The sequence below is a fragment of the Micromonospora sp. NBRC 110009 genome, assembly GCF_030518795.1.
In the GTDB taxonomy this organism is placed as follows: Bacteria; Actinomycetota; Actinomycetes; order Mycobacteriales; family Micromonosporaceae; genus Micromonospora.
The window spans coordinates 1,578,562-1,596,760 of sequence record NZ_CP130427.1; the positions used below are offsets into that span (position 1 = coordinate 1,578,562).

Genomic DNA, 18,199 nt, shown 5'->3' on the forward strand with positions numbered 1-18,199 from the left:
ACCTTGTTGCCGAAGTGGCAAACTAGCGGCATGGACGACGACCTGGACCGGGCCCTCGACGCGGTCGGCCCCCGGCTGCGTACGCTGCGCCAGCAGCGCGAGACCACCCTGGCCGACCTGTCGGCCGCCACGGGCATCTCGGTGAGCACCCTGTCCCGGCTGGAGTCCGGCACCCGCCGGCCCACCCTCGAACTGCTGCTCCCCCTGGCCAAGGCCTTCGGCGTCACCCTCGACGAACTCGTCGACGCGCCGCCCACCGGGGATCCGCGGGTCCACCTGCGGCCGATCAACCGGCACGGGATGACCCTGCTGCCGCTGACCCGCCGGGCCGGCGGCATCCAGGCGTACAAGTTCGTCATCCAGGCCAGCGACCGGCCCGCCGAGCCCGATCCGCAGACCCACGAGGGCTACGAGTGGGTCTACGTGCTCAACGGGCGGCTGCGGCTCGTCCTCGGCGACCACGACCTGGTGCTGTCGCCCGGCGAGGCCGCCGAGTTCGACACCCGGGTGCCGCACTGGTTCGGCTCGGCCGACACCGAACCGGTCGAGTTCCTCAGCCTCTTCGGCCGGCAGGGCGAACGCGCCCACCTCCGGGCTCGCCCGAAGCGCCAGGAATGAGCACCTGGACGCCGGGCCGGGGGAACGCACCGGCGGGTGGAAGGAAGAGTTGCCCGCGCCAGGCGCCGCGGACGGTGCGCGTCGCGACCGTCGCCCAGGCGGCGACCAGCAGCCCGTACAGCAGCACGGCGAGGGTGGTCAGCATGGCCGAGCCGGTCCGGGCGGCCAGGCCGGTCACACCGGTGACCAGGGTGCCGACCGGGAAGGTGAAGCTCCACCAGGTGAGCGAGAACGGCAGCCCGGCGCGCGCCGTGCGCACGGTGATCGCGGCCGCCAGGGCCAACCAGAGCAGGGCGAAACCCATCACCGGTACGCCGTAGAGCACGGCGAGCAGCTGCGCGCCGGCCGCGTACGGTTCGGGCAGCACCCCGTCGGCGGCCCGGCCGAGCAGGTGCGCGGCGGTGATCGACTGGCCGAGCGGACCCAGCACGATCCACAGCGTGGGCACCATCCGCGCGGCGCCGGCCCGGTGGTGGACCAACCGGGCCCAGAGCTGCGGAAGGATGACGAGGGTGGCGACCAGGCTGATGCCGAACATCGCGTAGCAGGCGAGGACCAGGTCGAGCCGGACCTGGCCGGCCGGCAGGTGCGGCACGAGCAGCGCGCCGTTGGCGGCCGAGACCATCGGCGGCACCACCGGCATCAGCCAGCCGCCGAACGCGGCGTCCGGCCCGATCCGATGCCGCGTGATCATCAGGTACGGGATCGCCACCGCGGTCAGCAGACCCAGCCCGGTCCCGACGCTCCACAGGACGAGGTCGACCGCGACGGCAGCCCGTTCGCCGATCAGTGCACCGCCCAGCAGCAGCGCACCGCCGCCGACGGTCATCAGCGCCATCGGCGGTGCACCCCAGAACTGCGCCATGACCGGGTCGGACGCGTGCCCGAACGCCACGTTCCGATGCCGGCGCAGATGCACCGCCCACCCGGCGACCAGCGCCAGCAACAGCAGCGCCGCCGCGATCCAGACGAGGGTCGCCGCGAACCGGAGGCCCGGCAGGCGCACCGGCAGGCCGGCGGCGGCAGTGGCCACGATCCCGGTGCCCATCACCGAGGCGAACCAGTTGGGCCCGAGGTGCGCGAACACGTCCCGCGGATGCGCCAGCGCGGACAACGGTGCAGGCCGCCCGACAGCCGCCGAGCGGCGAAGAAGGGTGTTCATGGAACCAACTGTCGAGTCACCCGGACCGGACCGGTAGCCGCCAATTCCCGAGACAGTCATAACCTTCTCTTATGTCTCTGCCACCGCAGGTAACCGACCTGACCAGCTTCGACCTGCTGCTGTCCGTCGCCCGGCTCGGCAGCATCGGACAGGCCGCGGCAGAACACCGCATCTCCCAACCAGCGGCCAGCGCCCGCCTCCGTCAACTGGAACGCCGCCTCGGCCTCACCCTGCTCCAGCGCACCGCCCGTGGCTCCGTCCTCACCCCCACCGGAGCGCTGATCGCCGACTGGGCCCGGACGGTGGTGGACGCCGCCGATTCCCTCGCGGCCGCCGTCCAGGCCCTGCGCATCTCGCACGAGAGCCGACTCACGATCTCCGCGAGCCAGACCGTCGCCGAGTACCTGCTGCCGGCCTGGCTTGTGGCACTGCGCGCCCGGCACCCGGACCTGACCGTCACCCTCCAGGCCGCCAACTCCGCGGATGTGGCCGCCCGGCTCCTCGCCGACCGGGCCGACCTCGGCTTCGTCGAGGGCCCCGACCTGCCGCCGGGCCTGGACGCGGACACCGTCGCCGGGGACCGGCTCACCGTCGTCGTCGCCCCCACTCACCCCTGGGCCCGACGCCGACGTGGCATCACCCCGACCGAACTCGCCACCACGCCGCTGGTGTCCCGCGAGGCCGGCTCGGGCACCCTCCGGGCACTGGAGAGCGCCCTGCGTCAGCAGGCCATCGAGGTGCTCGCCGCCCCGCTGCTCGAACTCTCCTCGACCACGGCCATCAAGCACGCCGTCGCGGCAGGTAGCGGCCCCGCCGTGCTGAGTTCGCTGGCGGTCACCGCCGAACTCGCGGCCGGCACGCTGACCGCCGTACCCGTCAGCGGCCTCCCCCTGCACCGCCAGCTACGCGCGGTGTGGCCGGCCGGGCGGCAGCTCACCGGCCCGGCCCGCGACCTCCATGCGATCGCCCGCCGGCCCCGGTAGTCCTGCCGGAGGCCGGGCCAGGGTTTTCACCCATGCGTGGCGGGGACCCGGGAGAGGAGAGGCGGACAGCGCGTCGGTCCGCCGCACCGACAGGGAGGCGACATGGGCTTCACCGAGCGGGCGAAGGACAAGGTCGAGGAGCTGGCGGGTCCGGCCCGGGCACGGGTGGGTGATATGACCCAGGACGACCGGTCCGAGGCGGAACAGGTGATGCGGCGCGACGAACTCCGGGGCACGCACCCGGGCGACCACGTCCAGGAGGACGCACGGGACGCGAACGACAACTTCACGAACTGACCCGGTGTTCGCGGGCTGGACGCAGGCGGTAGCCGACAGCTGCCGTGAGCGGGGTCCGCTCACCGACCGGGTCACGGGTGGGGCGAGGCCGGCCGTGGGCCGCGATAGGACAGGGTGGCGCTGTAGACCACGTTCGTCGTGGTGCTGCCGAACGCGGCGAGGTCGTTGACGACCTGTTCGAGGTGTGCCATCGACGTCGCGGCAACCTTCAGCACGTAACAGTCGTCGCCCGTGGTGCGCAGGCACTCCAGGATCTCCGACCGTTGCTCCAGCAACCGGCGCAGAGGTTCGTGCTGGCTGCCGGGATACTTCAGCCGGACCACCGCGAGTACGGCGAAGCCCGCCTTGGGCAGGTCGACCTCGGCGCGGTAGCCGGTGATCACACCGGTCGCCTCCAGCCGCCTCACCCGTTCGCTGGTGGCCGACGCGCTCAGCTTGACCCGCCGGCTGAGCTCGGTGATCGGCAGCCGGCCGTCGCCCTGCAACTCGATCAGGATGGACCAATCGACGGCATCGAGATTCTCGGCCATCGGGTCAATCTACCGACGGATCCACGGCAAAAGCCAACAAAGGCAGGGAAGATTCTGTTCACACGCCAGACCTGCGCTGGCTAGCCTCGGACCCGTGCAGATTGGCGTGAACGTACCGAACTTCGCCCCGGGCACCGACCCTGGCGTGCTGCGACAGTGGGCGCAGACGGTCGAGGGTCTCGGCTTCGACCTGCTGATGGTCTCCGACCACATCGCGGTGACCCCGGACGTGGCCGAGCAGTATCCGGCGCCGTTCTACGAGCCGTTCACCACGCTGTCCTGGCTGGCCGGGATGACCCGCCGGGTCCGGCTGGGCACCACGGTGCTCGTCCTCCCGTACCGGCACCCGCTGCTCACCGCCCGCATGGCGGCGAACCTCAACCGGCTCAGCGGCGGCCGGCTCGTCCTCGGTGTCGGCGTCGGCTGGGCCCGGCAGGAGTTCGAGGCGCTCGGCGTGCCGTTCGGGCGGCGCGGCGCACTGACCGACGAGTACCTGCGCGTCATGTGCGACGCCTGGCGGAACATCGACGACTACGACACCGATGACATCCCCATCTGGGTCGGCGGCAACAGCGACGCCGGCATGCGTCGCGCCGTACGGCTCGGTCACGCCTGGCACCCGCTGCGCGTCACGCCCGGATGGCTGGCCGAAGCGGCCGGGCGGCTGAAGGCGACCGCCGACGAACTGGGTCGACCGGTGCCCGCGTTGACGCCGCGCATCGCACTCCGGGAGACCCGGGAACCGGTCACCGACCCGGACCGGCTCGCCGGTGTCGGCACCACCGACCAGATCATCGCCGACCTCGACCAGATCCGTCTGCTCGGTGCGGAGACGGTGCTGCTCGACCCGTTCAACGGCGACCTGACCGCGATCCGCCGGCCAGAACGCGCCTGGCGGACGCTGGCCGCCGTGGCCGCGTACCACAAAGCCCAGGAGGACCGATGACCCTCGACGACGAGAAGTTTCTCCGCCGTGCCGTAGAAATCGCCAGCCAGGCGGGGGCGTCCGGCGAACGGCCGTTCGGCTCGTTGCTTGTCGGCGCGGACGGCACCGTCCTGATCGAGGACCACAACACCGTGGTCTCCGACTCGGACATCACCGCCCACCCGGAACTGAAGCTGGCCCGCTGGGCCGCTCGGGAACTCGACCCCGACGTGGCGGCCGGCACCACCATGTTCACCAGTTGTCAGCCCTGCCCGATGTGCGCGACCGCGATCGACCGGTCCGGCCTCGGCCGGGTGGTGTACGCCCTGTCCGCCGAACAGTTCGAGAAGGTCAGGCCGGCCGTCCCGCCGCTGCCGCCGGTGCGGTACGAGGGGCCGGCGCTGTTCGACGAGGCCCGCCAGCCGATCGACGACTACTACTAGTCACGGAGCGCCGATCACGTTGCCGCCGATCGGCCCGGGCGGGCCAGCCAGACGCCCCGGTCGGCTGTGGTGAGATCGCTGGATGGCCACTCCTCGCGTCATCGCCACAGATCTCGACGGCACCCTGCTGCGCAGCGACTCGACGCTCTCTGACCGCACGCGAAAGGCACTGCGAATCACCCGAGCCGCTGGCGTGCGCGTAGTGGCGGCAACTGCCCGCCCGGCGCGCGTCATCGAGGACCTCTTCGGGTCCGAAGATCTCATCGACCTGGCCCTCTGTGGCAACGGGGCGGTCCGCTACGAGGTCGGCAGCCATCAGATTCTGATCACCCACCCGCTGCGCGAGGAGGTGACGCGGCAGGTGATGGCGGAGGTCTCGCGCCTGGTGCCGGGTGCGGGCTTCGCCGTGGAAACCGGCCACCACGCGCTCTTCGAACCCGGCTACCGCTACCGCCCGACCCTGGACAGCGACCGGGTGCCCGTGGCCACGCTCGCGGAACTCGTCGCTGACCCGCTGGTCAAGATCATGGTCTGGCTGCCCGATCAGGACCCGGACGCCGCCTGGGAGCGGCTGCGTCCCGGTCTCGATCAGCTCGTGGAATGCACGTGGTCCACCGAGCGCGCGCCGCTGGAGATCGCCGCACCCGGCGTGTCCAAGGCTGCGGCCCTGGCCACGCTCTGCCAGGACTGGACGGTCGATCCCGCCGAGGTGATCGCCTTCGGCGACGGTCCCAACGATCTGCCCATGCTCGCCTGGGCGGGTACCCCGTACGCCGTCGCGAACGCGCACGCCGCGGTACTCGCGGCCACGCCCAACCACACGGCCGGCAACGACGAGGACGGCGTTGCGCGGGTCCTGGAGGAGCTCTTTGCCTAGCGGCGCCAGCCCTTGGTGATCCTGCTCACTCCAGCTAGATCGGGTATCGACCGACCGGCAGCCTGGCCGGGTGACAACCACGGTGCTGCCGGAAAGCCCTGGCGTCGCTGTCGCGCCCGTCAGCCGCGACCCGTACATCGACAACGTCAAGGGGCTGTTGATCGTCCTGGTCGTGCTCGGCCACCTGGTGGGGCAGACGGTCGGCTCCTCGCCAGGTGGCCGGACGATCTACACGTTCATCTACCTGTGCCACATGCCGGCCTTCGTGCTGCTTTCGGGGATGCTCTCGGCAACCGAACTCACCGGCCGTCGTGCGGCGTCGCTGATCCGCGATCTGCTCGCGCCGTACGTGGTGTTTCAGCTGCTCTACATGGGCTTCTACACGGTGATGGACAAGCCGATGCCCTGGACGATCGACGAGCTCCTCTCCCCGATCTATCACCTGTGGTTCCTGCCCGCCCTGTTCATCTGGCGGATGCTCGCTCCGCTCTTCGCCCAGCTTCGCGGCGCGGTCGTCATCGCGGTCGTGGTGTCCCTCTCCGCCGGAGCCGCCACGGTGCTCGGCCACGCCCTGTCATTGGACCGGGTCGCAGGAATGCTGCCCTTCTTCGTCCTCGGCGTCTGGCTCGGTCGCGGCAGGCTCGCGCGCCGCCCATCTCCGCGTGTGCGGCTGACCGCGACCGCCGTGCTCATCGCTGCCGCGCCGGTCGCCTATCTGGTCGCCTCGCGCCTGCCGAGCCTCTGGTTGTACTGGAACCGCGGTTACCAGCGGCTCGGGGTGGAGGTGACCGAGGGCGTCCTGATCCGGCTTGGACTGATGGCCGTCGGGCTGGCGATGACCTGGGCGATCATGATGCTTGCTCCGCGTCGCCAGACGTTCCTCACGGGCTGGGGAGCCAACTCCATCTACCCGTACCTGCTGCACGTGTTCGTCGTCATGGCGTTCGCCTGGTCGCCCCTCAACAACCAGGTCGACAACCTCCCAGCCTTGCTGGTGCTCGTCGCCGCGGCCGTTGCGCTGGTCTGGATCACCGCCAGCCGGCCCGTGGTGTGGGCGTTGCGTCCGCTGGTCAGCCCTCCGGTCGGCTGGCTGCTCAGAGACGTCGTCCCAGCGAAGAAACCTCAGTCCACGACGGGGACCAGCCAGAGCTGATACGGGCCGGGGGCCGGTTCGAACGGGGCGTCCTGATCGAGCACCCCGAGGCCCGCGCCGCCTGATGCGACGTCAGCGGAGGCGGCCGACCAGATCGGCGACGTCGGCGAAAACTCGGTCTCCGACCGCCGCTGCCGCGGGTGAGACGGTGTCGAGGGTAAGGAATCCGTGCACCATCCCGGCCCCGCAGCGATGCCGGACCGGGACGCCCGCGGCCGCCAGGATGGCAGCTTGATCCGGACGATCTCGGCCCGGAAATGGCCCCCACGCCAAGAGCCCGCCCCGGACCCGGCGGATGGCCGAGAACGCCGAGGGCGGCGTACGCCGACGCGGGGTCGGAGTACGCCGCCCTCGGGCGGGACGAGCTGCGGGCGGCAGCCCGCTGCCATGGTGGTTACTTCGGGTCGCGATTGAACTTCGAGGTCGACCAGAAGTAGCCGAGCACCGCGAGCCCCAGGCACCAGACGACCGCGAGCCACCCGTTGTGGCCGATCTCGCTGCCGAGCAACAGGCCCCGGAGGGTTTCGGTGGCGGGCGTGAACGGCTGGTACTCGGCGATCGGCTGGAGCCAGCCGGGCATGGCGTCGACCGGGACGAAGGCGCTGGAGAGGAGCGGCAGCAGGATCAGCGGCATCGCGTTGTTGCTGGCGGCCTCGGCGGTCGGGCTGACCAGGCCCATGCCGACCGCGATCCAGGTCAGCGCCATGGCGAAGAGCACGAGCAGCCCGAACGCGGCGAGCCACTCCAGGACGCTGGCCTCCGTGGACCGGAAGCCGATGGCCACGGCGACGGCGCCCACGAGGACCACGCTCATGATCGACTGCAGCACGCTGCCGACGACGTGCCCGACGAGCACCGAACCGCGGTGGATCGCCATCGTGCGGAAGCGGGCGATGATGCCCTCGGTCATGTCGGTGGAGACCGACACCGCGGTCCCGATCACGGTGCTGCCGATGGTCATCAGCAGGAGGCCCGGGACGAGATACGCGATGTACTCGGAGCGGTCCGCACCGCCGCCGCCGATGCCCGCGCTCATCGTGTCGCCGAAGACGTAGACGAAGAGCAACAGCAGCATGATCGGGGTGAGCAGCAGGTTCAGGGTGAGGGACGGATAGCGCCGGGCGTGCAGGAGGTTGCGGCGCAGCATCGTGGACGAGTCGCGTACGGCGAGGGAGAGGGAGCTCATCGGACGGCCTCCTTGGGCTGGTTGGGGACGCGGGCGCCGCCGGTCAGGGCGAAGAACACGTCGTCGAGGTCGGGGGTGTGCACGGTCAGCTCGTCGGCCTCGATGCTGGCCGAGTCCAGCCAGTCGAGGATGGAGCGAAGCTCGCGCTGGCTGCCGCCGCTGGGGATCCGCAGCGCGAGGGACTCGTCGTCGCGGGTGGCGTCGCGGAGCGCGAAGGCCGCGGACTGGTACGAGGCCGGGTCGGTGAAGCGGAGCCGAACGTGCCCGCCGGGGATGAGCCGCTTCAGCTCCTCGGCGGTGCCCTCGGCGGCGATCTTCCCGTCGTTGAGCACCGCGATACGGTCGGCGAGCTCGTCGGCCTCCTCCAGGTACTGGGTGGTGAGGAAGACGGTGACGCCGTCGGAGACGAGCTCGCGGATGATCTGCCACATGTTGTGGCGGCTGCGGGGGTCGAGGCCGGTGGTGGGCTCGTCGAGGAAGATGATCCGCGGGTTGCCGACCAGGGTCATGGCGAGGTCGAGGCGGCGCTTCATGCCGCCGGAGTAGGTGGAGGCGGGCTTCTTCGCGGCTTCGGTGAGGTCGAAGCGCTCCAGCAGCTCGGCGGCGGTGCGGAGGCCGTCGCGCTTGGCCAGGTGGTGCAGGTCGGCCATGAGGAGCATGTTCTCCTCGCCGGTGATCAGGCCGTCGACGGCGGAGAACTGGCCGGTGACGCCGATCGCGGTGCGGACCGCCTGCGGGTCGGCGGCGAGGTCGTGGCCGCCGACGCGGATGTCGCCGGAGGCGGGGTCGGGGGAGATGAGGGTGGAGAGGATCTTCACGGCGGTGGTCTTGCCGGCGCCGTTCGGGCCGAGCAGGGAGAAGATCGTTCCTTCGGAGACGGCCAGGTCGACGCCGTCGAGCACGACCTTGTCGCCGTAGGACTTGCGCAGCCCGTTCGCCGCGATGGCCAGGTTGGTCATGATGGGTGCTCCTCAGAGGCTGCGGGCGACGATGTCGCCGTGGGCGGTGGTCGCGTGGATGTTCAGGTCGGCGACGCCTTCGGTGTTCTTGAGCGCGTTCTGAATCCGGCCGTAGCCGGTGCCGGCGTCCAGGGAGGCGGAAACTCCGTGGGCGGCGCCGACCGACACGTCGCCGGCCTGGGTGCGCAGCACGACCGTGCCGCGCACGGCCTCGGCGATCCGGATGTCGCCCTTTGCGGTGCTGATCTCCGCAGGGCCGTTGAGGCGGCCGACCGAGACGTCACCCGCGAGGGCGGTGAGGCGGACGCTCGCGGCCTCGTCGAGCTTGATCGCGCCGTGCGCGCCGTCGAAGGCGACGTCGCCGAACCGTCCGACGGCCCGGAATTCGGCGCTGGCCGCCTTCGCCTCGACCCGGGAACCGGCGGGCAGCTGGACCGTCACCTCGATGGATCCGGAGGGGCCGAGGAACTGGTTCTTCGCCGAGGCCTCGATCCGCAGGACGCCGTCGGCGTATTCGACCTTGGTCTGCTCCGCCACCCTCACGTCGCGGCTCTTCGAGGCGTCCGCGGGCAGGACCTCGACCGTGGTGTCGGCCCGGTCGGCGGCGATGAACTGGACGCGCCCCGCGGGGATGTCGAGGACGGCGGAGATCGGGGTGGGGGTGTCGAACTTCTGCATCGTGCTCTCCTCGTGCGCTGCTTGTTTCTGACACCGGAAACGCTACGTTGCGTTCGAGAATCGGGCAACATGCTCGTTGCACGTAAGCCGCATTACCGCAGGTGAAAACCAAGTAATCGTTGCAACGGCCTTGTTTTTAACGCAACGGCAGCAACTCCCCCCGTTGCATTGGATGAGGAGTGAACGCTATGCTGGCGGCATCAAGGAAGCGCGGAGGGAGATCGCGATGCCGGGAGGCAGGCTCACCCAGCAGGAACGCCAGCAGATCGCGCTGGGGCTGGCCGACGGGCTCGCCTACGCGGAGATCGCCAGGCGCCTCGACCGCCCCACCTCGACGATCACGCGTGAGGTGATGCGGAACGGCGGCCCCACCGCCTACCGCGCCGACCTGGCCCACCGCGCCACGGAACGCCGCGCCCACCGGCGCCGGCAGGCCGCTCCCCGAGGGCCGGAGGCGCCCCCACCGGCCCACGGACGTGACGCCGAGGCCGTGCGCGAGTACGAGGAGACGTTCACCACGCTCCTCATGCAACAGGGCCTGCCGAAGATGATGTCCCGGGTGCTGACCTGCCTCTTCACCACCGACGAGGGGAGCCTCACCGCGTCCGAACTCGTCCAGCGTCTCCAGGTCAGCCCGGCGTCCATCTCCAAGGCGATGACGTTCCTCGAAAGCCAGGGCCTCATCCGCCGGGAACGCGACGAACGCCGCCGCGAGCGCTACGCCGTCGACAACGACGTCTGGTACCAGTCGATGATCGCGGCCGCCCGATCCAACGCCCAGCTCGCCGAGACCGCGCGGCAGGGCGTCAGCATCCTCGGCCCCGACACCCCGGCCGCCACCCGCCTCGAGAACATCGCCCGCTTCGTCGACTTCGTCGCCGAGAGCATCACCCGCGCCGCGGAGCAGGCCCGCGAGATCCTCTACACGAAACCCGAAGCGACCTCGGGCGGCACTGCCACGCCAAGTTCAGATCGCGGATAGGCAGCCGTCTTGATGGCCACCGCCCTCCAGCCGGCACACGGTTTAGGAAAGGGCTAGCGTTCTTCGGCTGCCGGTGTCCACTAGCTGCGCAAACGCCAGCCGGTCGGTCGCCGCTGTCTGTGATCATTCCGCGTATGTTCCGGAGCCCGCACCGCACTCGTCACGGCTGATCGTTACCGGATATTCGCAACAACATGCCGGTGGACAATCTCAATCTCCTTCGAAAGGCAAGCGCAGGCGGACCTGCGATCCCACCTCACGGAATCCCAGAGCCCCAGCCACTCGCCGCGAGGGCTCGACTCGAGCCCGCCACTGCGGCACCAGCCCACGATCGAGCGCGTCGGCGGCAGCCGCCGATGCAACCACCCGCGCGAGCCCCTGGCCGCGCCCACCCGGAGCCGTCAGCACCGACAGGTGAGCGGCGGTATCCAACCACGGCCGATAGCCGGAGGCAGAAATCACCTCATCCGCGTCCCTCACGACGAAGGCGTCCGATGCAATCCCATCCAGCCCAGCCTCGTCCGCATCCGCCTGGTCCACTCGAGCAATCAGGTCCTTGACCGCCGGGTGGCCAACCGGCAATCGCTCGACGTCCCCGCCGCAGGGAACGAAATCGGCGGGGTCGAGATAGGACAGCCAGGCCGGGCCGACCACCTCAGCCGGCTCAAGCGCGGTGATCGGATCCGATTGCCCCAGGGCGAGTCGAACCCGATCAACCATCTGGTCGTCCGGAACGGTCGCAAGCGTCGCCCCTTCGATCCGGACAATGCCCACCCAACCCGGCGGACACAGCAACGACTCGGGCGAGACCACTACGCAGATCTCCCCGGGCTTCGGAGCCTCCACAGACGCCCGGGTCAAACCCGTCCACAGAGACCAAACACGCTCAATCATCGCGCGATCATAGCCACGCTCCATGGCAGGCGACGGAGACGGACGCGGAACGGTCCATGGACACAGATCCCTCGCACGAGGACCGCCGCACCTTCCATCGCGCTTAGCGTGGGCGGTGTAGGAGGTGCACCGAGGAAGAATCGCGGAAAGGGACGACCCCCGCCGGGGGGAGCCTGGTCGGCGTTGTCATTCGTTGTCAGCAGGCATCGTCAAGCCTGTTCAGGCACGGGCCCCCTGTCGCTCCTTCCCATCTCTCACCGTCGTATGGCGGCCTGTTTGCTGACTCGCTGCTGACTCCGCCTACAGGTGGCAAATCCGTTGCCGGCCGGCCTGCGAACTGCAACGCTCCGTCAGTGATCGACAAGCCCGGCGTTGACGAGCGGCTTCTGGCGGCCGAGGTGGCCGCCGCCTGGTCCGTGGACGTCGCCGATCTCGTGTTCATGCCGGTCGGGCTCGACGGGCACGCATGGGCGTACCGGGTAGACACGTCCGACGGCGAGCGCTACTTCCTGAAGATGCGCCGCGGCGATTTCACCCGGGCTGCCGTCCTGCTGCCCGGTTTCCTCCGAGTGCAGGGCGTCAGGCAGGTCGTAGCTCCGATAGACCTTCCAGACGGCGGAGCCAGTCGCGCGTTCGGGGACTACCAGTTGCTGCTCTACCCGTTCCACGACGGGGGCAGCCTGTGGGGCCGCGGCCTCACCGACCGCCAGTGGATCGAGTACGGCGAGTTCCTGGGTCGGCTGCATGCGGTCACGCCGAGCGCCGACATCGCCGCCGTCTTGCCGGCCGAGACCTACCGATCAAGCGCCGCCGAGCGGCTGCAAACCCTCGGCGGGCAGGCTGCGGCGAGCCAGGCCCTCGGCGCTTTTGGGGACCGGTACGGCGCCGCGCTGCATCGGTTGTCGGAGACGGTCGACGACCTCGCCTCCCGCGTGACGCAAACTCAACACGTCATCTGCCACGCCGACATCCACCCCGGCAACCTGATCGCTGACGACGGTGGTCCCCTGCACGTCGTGGACTGGGACGCGCCGATCCTCGCGCCGCGCGAACGGGACCTGATGTTCATCTACAGCCAAGACTTCGGCGACCACCCGATCAACGCGCACCGCGCCGAACTCTTCCGGCGAGGCTATGGGCCGCTAGAACCGGACCAGACCATGCTGAGCTACTACCGCAGCGAGCGGCACCTCGACGACGTCGCCGTATTTCTAGGCAGCATCCTCAACCCAGAGGCCAGTCCAGAATCTCGAGCCAACGACCTGCACTGGCTCACCCGCATCGCCGAGACCGTCGCCGACCCCAGCTACGCGCCCTGACTGCCACCGCTCACGCATGGGCCGTCCCTCGGCGGCATAGCGGTGCAGGATGCCGTCGACCATGTGGCAGATGTTGTCGGCCTCCTCGGACAGGCCGGGCCTCGGCAGGAATCCGACGGCCTTCCAGTTGCCGACTTCCGCGTTAGGTAGCCGACGATCTCGTCGCCAGCGCGAATTGTCCTCTGCATGAGCTCTGTGAAGTGGACCCTGCGGCCCCGCCAGTCGCTGACGGCGCGCTGCCCGAGGGTATGGCCGAAATGGCTATTGCTTCATGCTGCCCACACGTTGACAACCACGGTTGTCGGGCAGATTCTGAAGTACGAGGCCACAGACGAGGGAGTCGCCATGCGCGATCTGACACCTGACGAGCGGCAGGACATGCGGTGGCAGTTGAGCACGATCGCCATCGGCTGGGTGCAGCGACTCGAGGAGGACGAACTGGATGCCGGGCGTGGGGCGGACCACGAGCCGAACTGCGCCGAGCGGATGCGGACTCATCTCGCACGCATGACCGTCAGCGAGCAGATGCGCGGCCTGCTCGCCGAACTCGTGTCCGCAAGCGCAGAGGAAGCGGTGCAGTGGGGTGCCGGATATCCCCAGCTTGGCGCGGCGGTGGGTGCCAGCCGTCAGACGGCGCGTAAGCGGTGGCCGAACCTGCCGGTCGCGAAGAGGCGCGCTGCCGAGTGGAAGCAACCGCCAGGGGGTATCGGTTGGGCCGGCGAGAGCTGGGTTTGACCCACTTCGACGGTCAGGGCCGATGCGTTGATCTACGCTAGCCTGCTGGTGGCGCATTCGGTTCCAACATTGCGAGCGCCGGGGGCAGCCCGGCGAGCCAGCTCAGTGACATCTCGCTTACAAGGCGCTTTCCGCAAAGGTCGCAACGTCCGTTGACGTCCAGCGGGTTCGGCTCAGATCCGATAGCCGTCCACCCTCGTCCGGCTTCAGCCGCCACCGTCGATGTCAGCCACGGATGTCAAGCCCAGCCCCTCAGGTCCCCAAAAACGGTCCCGGGCACCCCGGTTGGTTGCCGGCCCAACCGATGCCCCCGGGCGGCTGCTTCCACTCGGCAGCGCGCCTCTTCGACAGGCCAGGCCATCGCTTACGCGCGGCCTGCCGACTGGCGCCTACCGCCGCGCCAAGCTCGGGATAGCCGGCACCGTGCTGCACCGCTTCCTCGGCACTGGCGGACACGAGGTCAGCGAGAAGGCGACGCATCTGCTCACCTGCCGCCATCCGCGCAAGGTGAGTCCGCATCGTCTCCGCGGAGCTTGGCTCCTGGGCAGCGCCGGCCCGGGCATCCACATCGGAGTTGTGCAGCCGCTGCGCCCAGTCAGCGGCAACCGCACCCAGTTCCCGCCGAAGTTCCCGTCGCTCGTCCGACGTCAGCTCCCGCATGATCGGCTCCCTTGTCAGTGGCCTCCGACTTCAGAGTCCGCTCGACAACCAGGGTTGTCAACCGTCGCGGACATTTCAGAATCCGGCGTGCGGCGGCAAGGGACGAGGACGAGGTCGCCGCTGCGTCCCGTACCGCCCTCACCTCAACGGTGGCCTACGCATGATGAATCGGTTCGGACGCCTGCTCCAGCAGGTGCTCCTGCTGGTCGGGTGGACGCGAGGCGGCCACCGCGCTACCGCGACCTTCCCTCGTTGATGTGACCGAAGGTCGACCGGTACGTCGGCTCCCCGGCCCGGAGTCAAAGTACCGGCGTTTACCGGAGGATCGACAGGGTAGCCGGCGTCCACGAGTTGGACTGGCTGAGGAGCCACGAGTGAGCGGACCTACCCGTCGTGGCTGAACCTGACCGCGCCGGTTCGGGTGGTCGAGGCCCACGACCCGGCATCCGCCCCGTCACCGAGCGGACCCACGTCACTACGGCCGAGCTCTTCTTCGACCTGGTGTTCGTGGTCGCCTTCCTTCAGGTCACCACCCGGATGTCAGACGAGGCCAGGCTGCTCAACGTGCTGCAGGGAATTTTGCTGCTCACCACGCTCTGGTGGTCCTGGTCGCTGTTCGCCTGGCTGGGCAACCGGGCAAACGCCAACTACGGCCTGTCTCGTCTGGCACTCCTGACCGCGACGCCGATCATGTTCGTGCTCTCGGTCTCCATTCCCGAAGCCTTCACCGACCGGCCCGGCGGGGTGTACATGCCGTTCGTCTTCGTCGCCGGGTTCGTCCTGGTGCGGGCCATCTACCTGGCGCTGCGGATCTACGCTTCGCCCGGGCTGCGCCGCCGGGACCTCGCGGCGCTCACCGTGCCGATGCTCGTCGCTGTCGGGCTGCTGACCGCCGCGGCCGCACTGCCGCTGACCGGCCTCGACACCGGCCGCGTAGGGATCGGGCAGGTGACGCTCTGGGCGGTCGCGGCCGTCGTGGACTACGCCTTCGGGATGGCCCTGCCCATCGGCGACCGGCGGATCTTCTCCGTCCGGCATTGGACGGAACGGCACAACCTCATCGTCATCGTGGCGATCGGCGAGGTGTTGGTGGCGATCGGGCTGGCCGGAGCCCACCTGCCCGGCACGCTGGGGCTGCTCATTGCCTCGGCGCTCGCCGTCGCCGTCGCCGGCTCGATCGAGTGGATCTACTTCGACCTGTCGGCACTCGCCGGCGAGAGCGCGCTGTACGCGGCGGATCCGGCCCGGCGGGCGGGGCTCGGACGGGACGGGTACAGCTACCTCCACCTTCCGATGATCACGGGAGTCATTCTGCTGGCGCTCGGCCTGAAGCACGTGCCCTCTCTCGTCGGCGACGAGGCGGCGTACCGGCGCGGCGACCCGCTCGACGACCTCGGCCGGTACGGGATGTACGGCGGCGTGGCCCTGTTCCTGCTCGCCCACGCCGCGTTCCAGTGGCGGCTGAGCCCCCGGATCGGCACTATCATCTGGCCACGGCTCACCGCGGCGGCCGTGCTGCTGGCGACGATCCCCGTCACCACGCGGATCTCCGCTCTGCGGGCCTTGATGTGGCTGGCCGTCGTCTGCCTCGTCACGGCGGTGGCGGAGTTCGTCGTCAGCCGCCCGCAACGGCGGCGGCTGCGGAGCACGCTCCTCGAGGAGGCGGAGGCGGCCTGGCCACCGGCGGACGACGCCGACCAGCCTGGGTCGGCGCCGTTCTGAGCAACATACAGACGATCACGCGGTGGCCGCGCCACGTCTACCAGCCCCACCAGCGGCATCTCAAACGGCGGCTGCCGTACTAGTCGCCATGCTTGTCCTAAGAAATCTGCTCTTGAGTGAGGCGCATGTGCTGCATCTGCCACCCTGGCCGGATCAGGTATGCCTGCCGCACCGGACGTTCCATGCGGAAGATCGTATTGGCGGGCACGACAAGGAAATCCGAGCCACAAGGGGTTGCTGTACCTAATTGGTGTACAAGATCGAAAAGGCCGTCTCCGACGAGCGGAAACGGCCTTTGAGCTGGGTGGAGCTGAGGGGATTTGAACCCCTGACCCCCTCGATGCGAACGAGGTGCGCTACCGGTCTGCGCCACAGCCCCTCCGCTGGCGTACCAGCGTCGGTCCCACCCGGCATGCACCGGGCGGGCCGGCGACAAGGCTAACAGGTCGGCCCGCTCCCACGCGAACCGCCCCACCACCACCGAGAGATCTTGGTAGGAAAAGGCCCCTGGAGGGGCCGAAACCTACCAAGATCTCCAAGCCGCTCAGCTGGCCGGGACGTAGGTCAGGTTGAGGACGCCGCTCTTGAGGGTCTCGTTGCTGGTCAGGCGCAGGGGGTGGGTCGGCGTGTCCTCGAAGAGGCGCTGGCCGCGGCCGACCGCGATCGGGTGGACCAGCAGACGCAGCTCGTCCAGCAGACCGTTGGCCAGCAGCCACCGGACCGTGGTGGCGCTGCCGGACATGGCGATCTCCCCGTCGGACCGCTTCTTGATCTCCCGCAGCCGGTCCGCGACCGACTCGCCGGCGAGCAGGGTCGAGTTCTGCCAGGTGGCCTCGGTGAGTGTGTTGGACAGCACGTACTTCGGCACCGAGTTGATGAACGAGGCGAAGTCCCCGTCCTCGCCCCCGGTCTGGCTCGGCCAGTACTCCGCCCACTCCTGGTACTGCCGGCGCCCCATCAGGAACGCCGTCGCCGCCTCCACCCCGCGGCCGACGACGGCGCCCATCTCATCGTCGAAGTAGGGGAAGTGCCACTGGTCGGGCCGCTCCACGACGCCGTCCAGCGAGATGAAGAAGTTCGAGACGATCTTGGCCATGATGAGCTCCCGGTGCGTCGGTCGCGGCCGGTCCTGCGCCGGCCTTCACCAACCCGTCGAACGGCGACCGCCGGATTCGACATCACCGCGCAGAAAATTTCAGGCGCCGCGGCCCGTCTGATACGGCCGGCCGCGCAGCCCGCCGGCCCGGCGGTAGGAGACCGAGCCGCCGCTCGCGGCCGGCGGCAGGTCCGCGGGCCGGTCCAGGCCCATCGCCGTACGCCGGACCGCCTCGCGCTGGGCGGCCAGGCGCCGCTGCGCCTCGCGGCGGGCAGCGGCGCGGCGGGCCTGCTCGCGGCGCACCTCGGCCTGGCGGGCGGCCAGCCAGGCGGCCTCCCGGGCCTCCGCCCGCCGCCGCCGGCGCTCGGCCAAAGCACGCTGCCGCAGGTGTACGACGTAGGCCACGAGCAGGGCGCCGGTGACCGAGACGCTGATCCAGAACCCGGGGCTGACCAGCACCACGCCGATCAGCTCGACGAAGTTGAGCAGCAGCAGCGCGGCGAGAACGCGCCGCCGGCGGTAGATCGCCGGGGTGTGCCGCCGCTTCGGTGGGTGCCGCCGGCGGGACCTGGCCGGGGCGGGCGGCACCGACCGAAGCCGGCCGGAGCGGCGCCGCGCCGGGGGCGCGGAGACCGGCGGAGACAGACGCCCCGTGTCCGCATCTTCACTCAGGGTGACCATGAGGGCGCGCGGCGGGTGCAGCGGTCGCCGTCCGGGCACGGTGCGCCGCCGACGGCGGCGCTGAAGCACCCGCGCCGTCGACTGCGCCCGCTCCGCCACCAGCCGCTCGGTGGCGTCGTACCGGCGGACCAGCGCCGGCGCGAGGGCGAGCAGACCGGCGGCGGCGAGGACGGCGAGGAGCACCGAGGTCGGCACCCTCACCCCTCCCGTCACCGAATTCGGGGCGAGCGCCGCACGACCGCAACTTCTTCCGTCGTCCGTCGTCTACGGCGCAGATCGTGCGGTCCTCGCAGCGCTTG

20 protein-coding genes and 1 tRNA gene are annotated in these 18,199 nt (G+C 70.0%); 11 read left to right on the top strand and 10 right to left on the bottom strand.

Annotated elements, in window-relative coordinates; translation table 11 throughout:
- Positions 1 to 30 precede the first annotated feature (30 nt).
- Positions 31 to 618, top strand: a complete 588-nt coding sequence (locus Q2K19_RS07470; protein ID WP_302768772.1) for a helix-turn-helix domain-containing protein — start codon at positions 31 to 33, stop codon at positions 616 to 618.
- On the opposite strand, the gene Q2K19_RS07475 is transcribed toward Q2K19_RS07470, so the two are convergent.
- Entirely contained in the window at positions 554 to 1,780 is a 1,227-nt protein-coding gene (locus Q2K19_RS07475) for a TDT family transporter (protein ID WP_302768774.1), read from the bottom strand. The two genes, Q2K19_RS07470 and Q2K19_RS07475, sit on opposite strands and share 65 nt — an antisense overlap.
- A gap of 71 nt (positions 1,781 to 1,851) precedes the next feature.
- Between Q2K19_RS07475 and Q2K19_RS07480 the strand changes: the two genes are divergently transcribed.
- Both Q2K19_RS07480 and Q2K19_RS07485 read left to right on the top strand, forming a co-directional pair.
- Positions 1,852 to 2,763: a LysR family transcriptional regulator gene (locus Q2K19_RS07480; protein WP_302768775.1), complete on the top strand. Its 912-nt coding sequence runs from the start codon at positions 1,852 to 1,854 to the stop codon at positions 2,761 to 2,763.
- Positions 2,764 to 2,865: 102 nt separating this feature from the next.
- On the top strand, positions 2,866 to 3,060 hold the full coding sequence (locus Q2K19_RS07485) for a CsbD family protein (RefSeq protein ID WP_302768776.1): 195 nt from the start codon (positions 2,866 to 2,868) through the stop codon (positions 3,058 to 3,060).
- A 71-nt stretch (positions 3,061 to 3,131) separates the two neighbouring features.
- On the opposite strand, the gene Q2K19_RS07490 is transcribed toward Q2K19_RS07485, so the two are convergent.
- Positions 3,132 to 3,590 carry an Lrp/AsnC family transcriptional regulator gene (locus Q2K19_RS07490; protein WP_302768777.1) on the bottom strand — a complete coding sequence of 153 codons (459 nt, stop codon included), beginning with the start codon at positions 3,588 to 3,590 and terminating at the stop codon, positions 3,132 to 3,134.
- Positions 3,591 to 3,684: 94 nt separating this feature from the next.
- Here Q2K19_RS07490 and Q2K19_RS07495 point away from each other — a divergent pair, with 94 nt between their 5' ends.
- The 4 genes from Q2K19_RS07495 (at position 3,685) to Q2K19_RS07510 (ending at position 6,988) form a co-directional block, all read left to right on the top strand.
- Positions 3,685 to 4,536 (top strand): LLM class flavin-dependent oxidoreductase, encoded by an 852-nt coding sequence (locus tag Q2K19_RS07495; protein WP_302768779.1) that lies wholly within the window; start codon positions 3,685 to 3,687, stop codon positions 4,534 to 4,536.
- Complete coding sequence (locus Q2K19_RS07500) at positions 4,533 to 4,958, top strand: nucleoside deaminase (protein WP_302768782.1); 426 nt, start codon at positions 4,533 to 4,535, stop codon at positions 4,956 to 4,958. The genes Q2K19_RS07495 and Q2K19_RS07500 overlap by 4 nt, the downstream gene beginning before the upstream one ends.
- An 82-nt stretch (positions 4,959 to 5,040) precedes the next feature.
- The gene (locus tag Q2K19_RS07505; protein WP_302768785.1) at positions 5,041 to 5,835 is read left to right on the top strand and encodes a Cof-type HAD-IIB family hydrolase; all 795 of its coding nucleotides are present in this window, start codon (positions 5,041 to 5,043) and stop codon (positions 5,833 to 5,835) included.
- A gap of 70 nt (positions 5,836 to 5,905) precedes the next feature.
- Positions 5,906 to 6,988: an acyltransferase family protein gene (locus tag Q2K19_RS07510; protein WP_302768788.1), complete on the top strand. Its 1,083-nt coding sequence runs from the start codon at positions 5,906 to 5,908 to the stop codon at positions 6,986 to 6,988.
- Between the two features lie 394 nt (positions 6,989 to 7,382).
- Here the strand turns inward: Q2K19_RS07510 and Q2K19_RS07515 are convergent, their stop codons facing one another.
- The 3 genes from Q2K19_RS07515 to Q2K19_RS07525 are packed head-to-tail and all read right to left on the bottom strand — an operon-like array spanning position 7,383 to position 9,811.
- Positions 7,383 to 8,174 carry an ABC transporter permease gene (locus tag Q2K19_RS07515; RefSeq protein WP_302768791.1) on the bottom strand — a complete coding sequence of 264 codons (792 nt, stop codon included), beginning with the start codon at positions 8,172 to 8,174 and terminating at the stop codon, positions 7,383 to 7,385.
- Complete coding sequence (locus tag Q2K19_RS07520) at positions 8,171 to 9,133, bottom strand: ATP-binding cassette domain-containing protein (RefSeq protein WP_302768793.1); 963 nt, start codon at positions 9,131 to 9,133, stop codon at positions 8,171 to 8,173. Before Q2K19_RS07520 ends, Q2K19_RS07515 begins: the two co-directional genes overlap by 4 nt.
- 12 nt (positions 9,134 to 9,145) lie before the next feature.
- A complete protein-coding gene (locus tag Q2K19_RS07525) occupies positions 9,146 to 9,811 on the bottom strand; it encodes a DUF4097 family beta strand repeat-containing protein (protein WP_302768795.1) in 666 nt (221 codons plus the stop codon).
- A gap of 226 nt (positions 9,812 to 10,037) precedes the next feature.
- On the opposite strand from Q2K19_RS07525, the gene Q2K19_RS07530 reads away from it, so the two are divergent.
- A complete protein-coding gene (locus tag Q2K19_RS07530; RefSeq protein ID WP_302768796.1) occupies positions 10,038 to 10,793 on the top strand; it encodes a GbsR/MarR family transcriptional regulator in 756 nt (251 codons plus the stop codon).
- A gap of 210 nt (positions 10,794 to 11,003) precedes the next feature.
- Here the strand turns inward: Q2K19_RS07530 and Q2K19_RS07535 are convergent, their stop codons facing one another.
- Positions 11,004 to 11,687, bottom strand: coding sequence for a GNAT family N-acetyltransferase (locus Q2K19_RS07535; RefSeq protein WP_302768798.1), 684 nt, complete (start codon positions 11,685 to 11,687; stop codon positions 11,004 to 11,006).
- A 353-nt stretch (positions 11,688 to 12,040) separates the two neighbouring features.
- Between Q2K19_RS07535 and Q2K19_RS07540 the strand changes: the two genes are divergently transcribed.
- Together Q2K19_RS07540 and Q2K19_RS07545 are read left to right on the top strand one after the other, a co-directional pair.
- Positions 12,041 to 13,006, top strand: coding sequence for a phosphotransferase enzyme family protein (locus Q2K19_RS07540; RefSeq protein ID WP_302768800.1), 966 nt, complete (start codon positions 12,041 to 12,043; stop codon positions 13,004 to 13,006).
- A gap of 345 nt (positions 13,007 to 13,351) precedes the next feature.
- Positions 13,352 to 13,741, top strand: coding sequence for a hypothetical protein (locus Q2K19_RS07545; protein WP_302768801.1), 390 nt, complete (start codon positions 13,352 to 13,354; stop codon positions 13,739 to 13,741).
- 252 nt (positions 13,742 to 13,993) lie between these two features.
- Here the strand turns inward: Q2K19_RS07545 and Q2K19_RS07550 are convergent, their stop codons facing one another.
- On the bottom strand, positions 13,994 to 14,401 hold the full coding sequence (locus tag Q2K19_RS07550; protein ID WP_302768802.1) for a hypothetical protein: 408 nt from the start codon (positions 14,399 to 14,401) through the stop codon (positions 13,994 to 13,996).
- A gap of 393 nt (positions 14,402 to 14,794) precedes the next feature.
- Between Q2K19_RS07550 and Q2K19_RS07555 the strand changes: the two genes are divergently transcribed.
- Entirely contained in the window at positions 14,795 to 16,123 is a 1,329-nt protein-coding gene (locus tag Q2K19_RS07555; RefSeq protein WP_302768803.1) for a low temperature requirement protein A, read from the top strand.
- A gap of 305 nt (positions 16,124 to 16,428) precedes the next feature.
- Here Q2K19_RS07555 and Q2K19_RS07560 read toward each other — a convergent pair.
- The 3 genes from Q2K19_RS07560 to sepX all read right to left on the bottom strand — a co-directional run bounded on the left by Q2K19_RS07560 (position 16,429) and on the right by sepX (position 18,101).
- Positions 16,429 to 16,502: transfer RNA gene (locus tag Q2K19_RS07560), tRNA-Ala, on the bottom strand.
- A 165-nt stretch (positions 16,503 to 16,667) separates the two neighbouring features.
- Entirely contained in the window at positions 16,668 to 17,219 is a 552-nt protein-coding gene (locus Q2K19_RS07565; protein ID WP_302768805.1) for a dihydrofolate reductase family protein, read from the bottom strand.
- 99 nt (positions 17,220 to 17,318) lie between these two features.
- On the bottom strand, positions 17,319 to 18,101 hold the full coding sequence (sepX, locus tag Q2K19_RS07570) for a divisome protein SepX/GlpR (protein WP_302768807.1): 783 nt from the start codon (positions 18,099 to 18,101) through the stop codon (positions 17,319 to 17,321).
- Positions 18,102 to 18,199: the final 98 nt, after the last annotated feature.

Bases quoted from the DNA above. Each gene is read 5' to 3' on its own strand.
- Q2K19_RS07470 (WP_302768772.1), top strand. From the start codon at position 31: ATGGACGACGACCTGGACCGGGCCCTCGACGCGGTCGGCCCCCGGCTG.
- Q2K19_RS07475 (WP_302768774.1), bottom strand. From the start codon at position 1,780: ATGAACACCCTTCTTCGCCGCTCGGCGGCTGTCGGGCGGCCTGCACCG.
- Q2K19_RS07480 (WP_302768775.1), top strand. From the start codon at position 1,852: ATGTCTCTGCCACCGCAGGTAACCGACCTGACCAGCTTCGACCTGCTG.
- Q2K19_RS07485 (WP_302768776.1), top strand. From the start codon at position 2,866: ATGGGCTTCACCGAGCGGGCGAAGGACAAGGTCGAGGAGCTGGCGGGT.
- Q2K19_RS07490 (WP_302768777.1), bottom strand. From the start codon at position 3,590: ATGGCCGAGAATCTCGATGCCGTCGATTGGTCCATCCTGATCGAGTTG.
- Q2K19_RS07500 (WP_302768782.1), top strand. From the start codon at position 4,533: ATGACCCTCGACGACGAGAAGTTTCTCCGCCGTGCCGTAGAAATCGCC.
- Q2K19_RS07505 (WP_302768785.1), top strand. From the start codon at position 5,041: ATGGCCACTCCTCGCGTCATCGCCACAGATCTCGACGGCACCCTGCTG.
- Q2K19_RS07515 (WP_302768791.1), bottom strand. From the start codon at position 8,174: ATGAGCTCCCTCTCCCTCGCCGTACGCGACTCGTCCACGATGCTGCGC.
- Q2K19_RS07520 (WP_302768793.1), bottom strand. From the start codon at position 9,133: ATGACCAACCTGGCCATCGCGGCGAACGGGCTGCGCAAGTCCTACGGC.
- Q2K19_RS07525 (WP_302768795.1), bottom strand. From the start codon at position 9,811: ATGCAGAAGTTCGACACCCCCACCCCGATCTCCGCCGTCCTCGACATC.
- Q2K19_RS07530 (WP_302768796.1), top strand. From the start codon at position 10,038: ATGCCGGGAGGCAGGCTCACCCAGCAGGAACGCCAGCAGATCGCGCTG.
- Q2K19_RS07535 (WP_302768798.1), bottom strand. From the start codon at position 11,687: ATGATTGAGCGTGTTTGGTCTCTGTGGACGGGTTTGACCCGGGCGTCT.
- Q2K19_RS07545 (WP_302768801.1), top strand. From the start codon at position 13,352: ATGCGCGATCTGACACCTGACGAGCGGCAGGACATGCGGTGGCAGTTG.
- Q2K19_RS07550 (WP_302768802.1), bottom strand. From the start codon at position 14,401: ATGCGGGAGCTGACGTCGGACGAGCGACGGGAACTTCGGCGGGAACTG.
- Q2K19_RS07565 (WP_302768805.1), bottom strand. From the start codon at position 17,219: ATGGCCAAGATCGTCTCGAACTTCTTCATCTCGCTGGACGGCGTCGTG.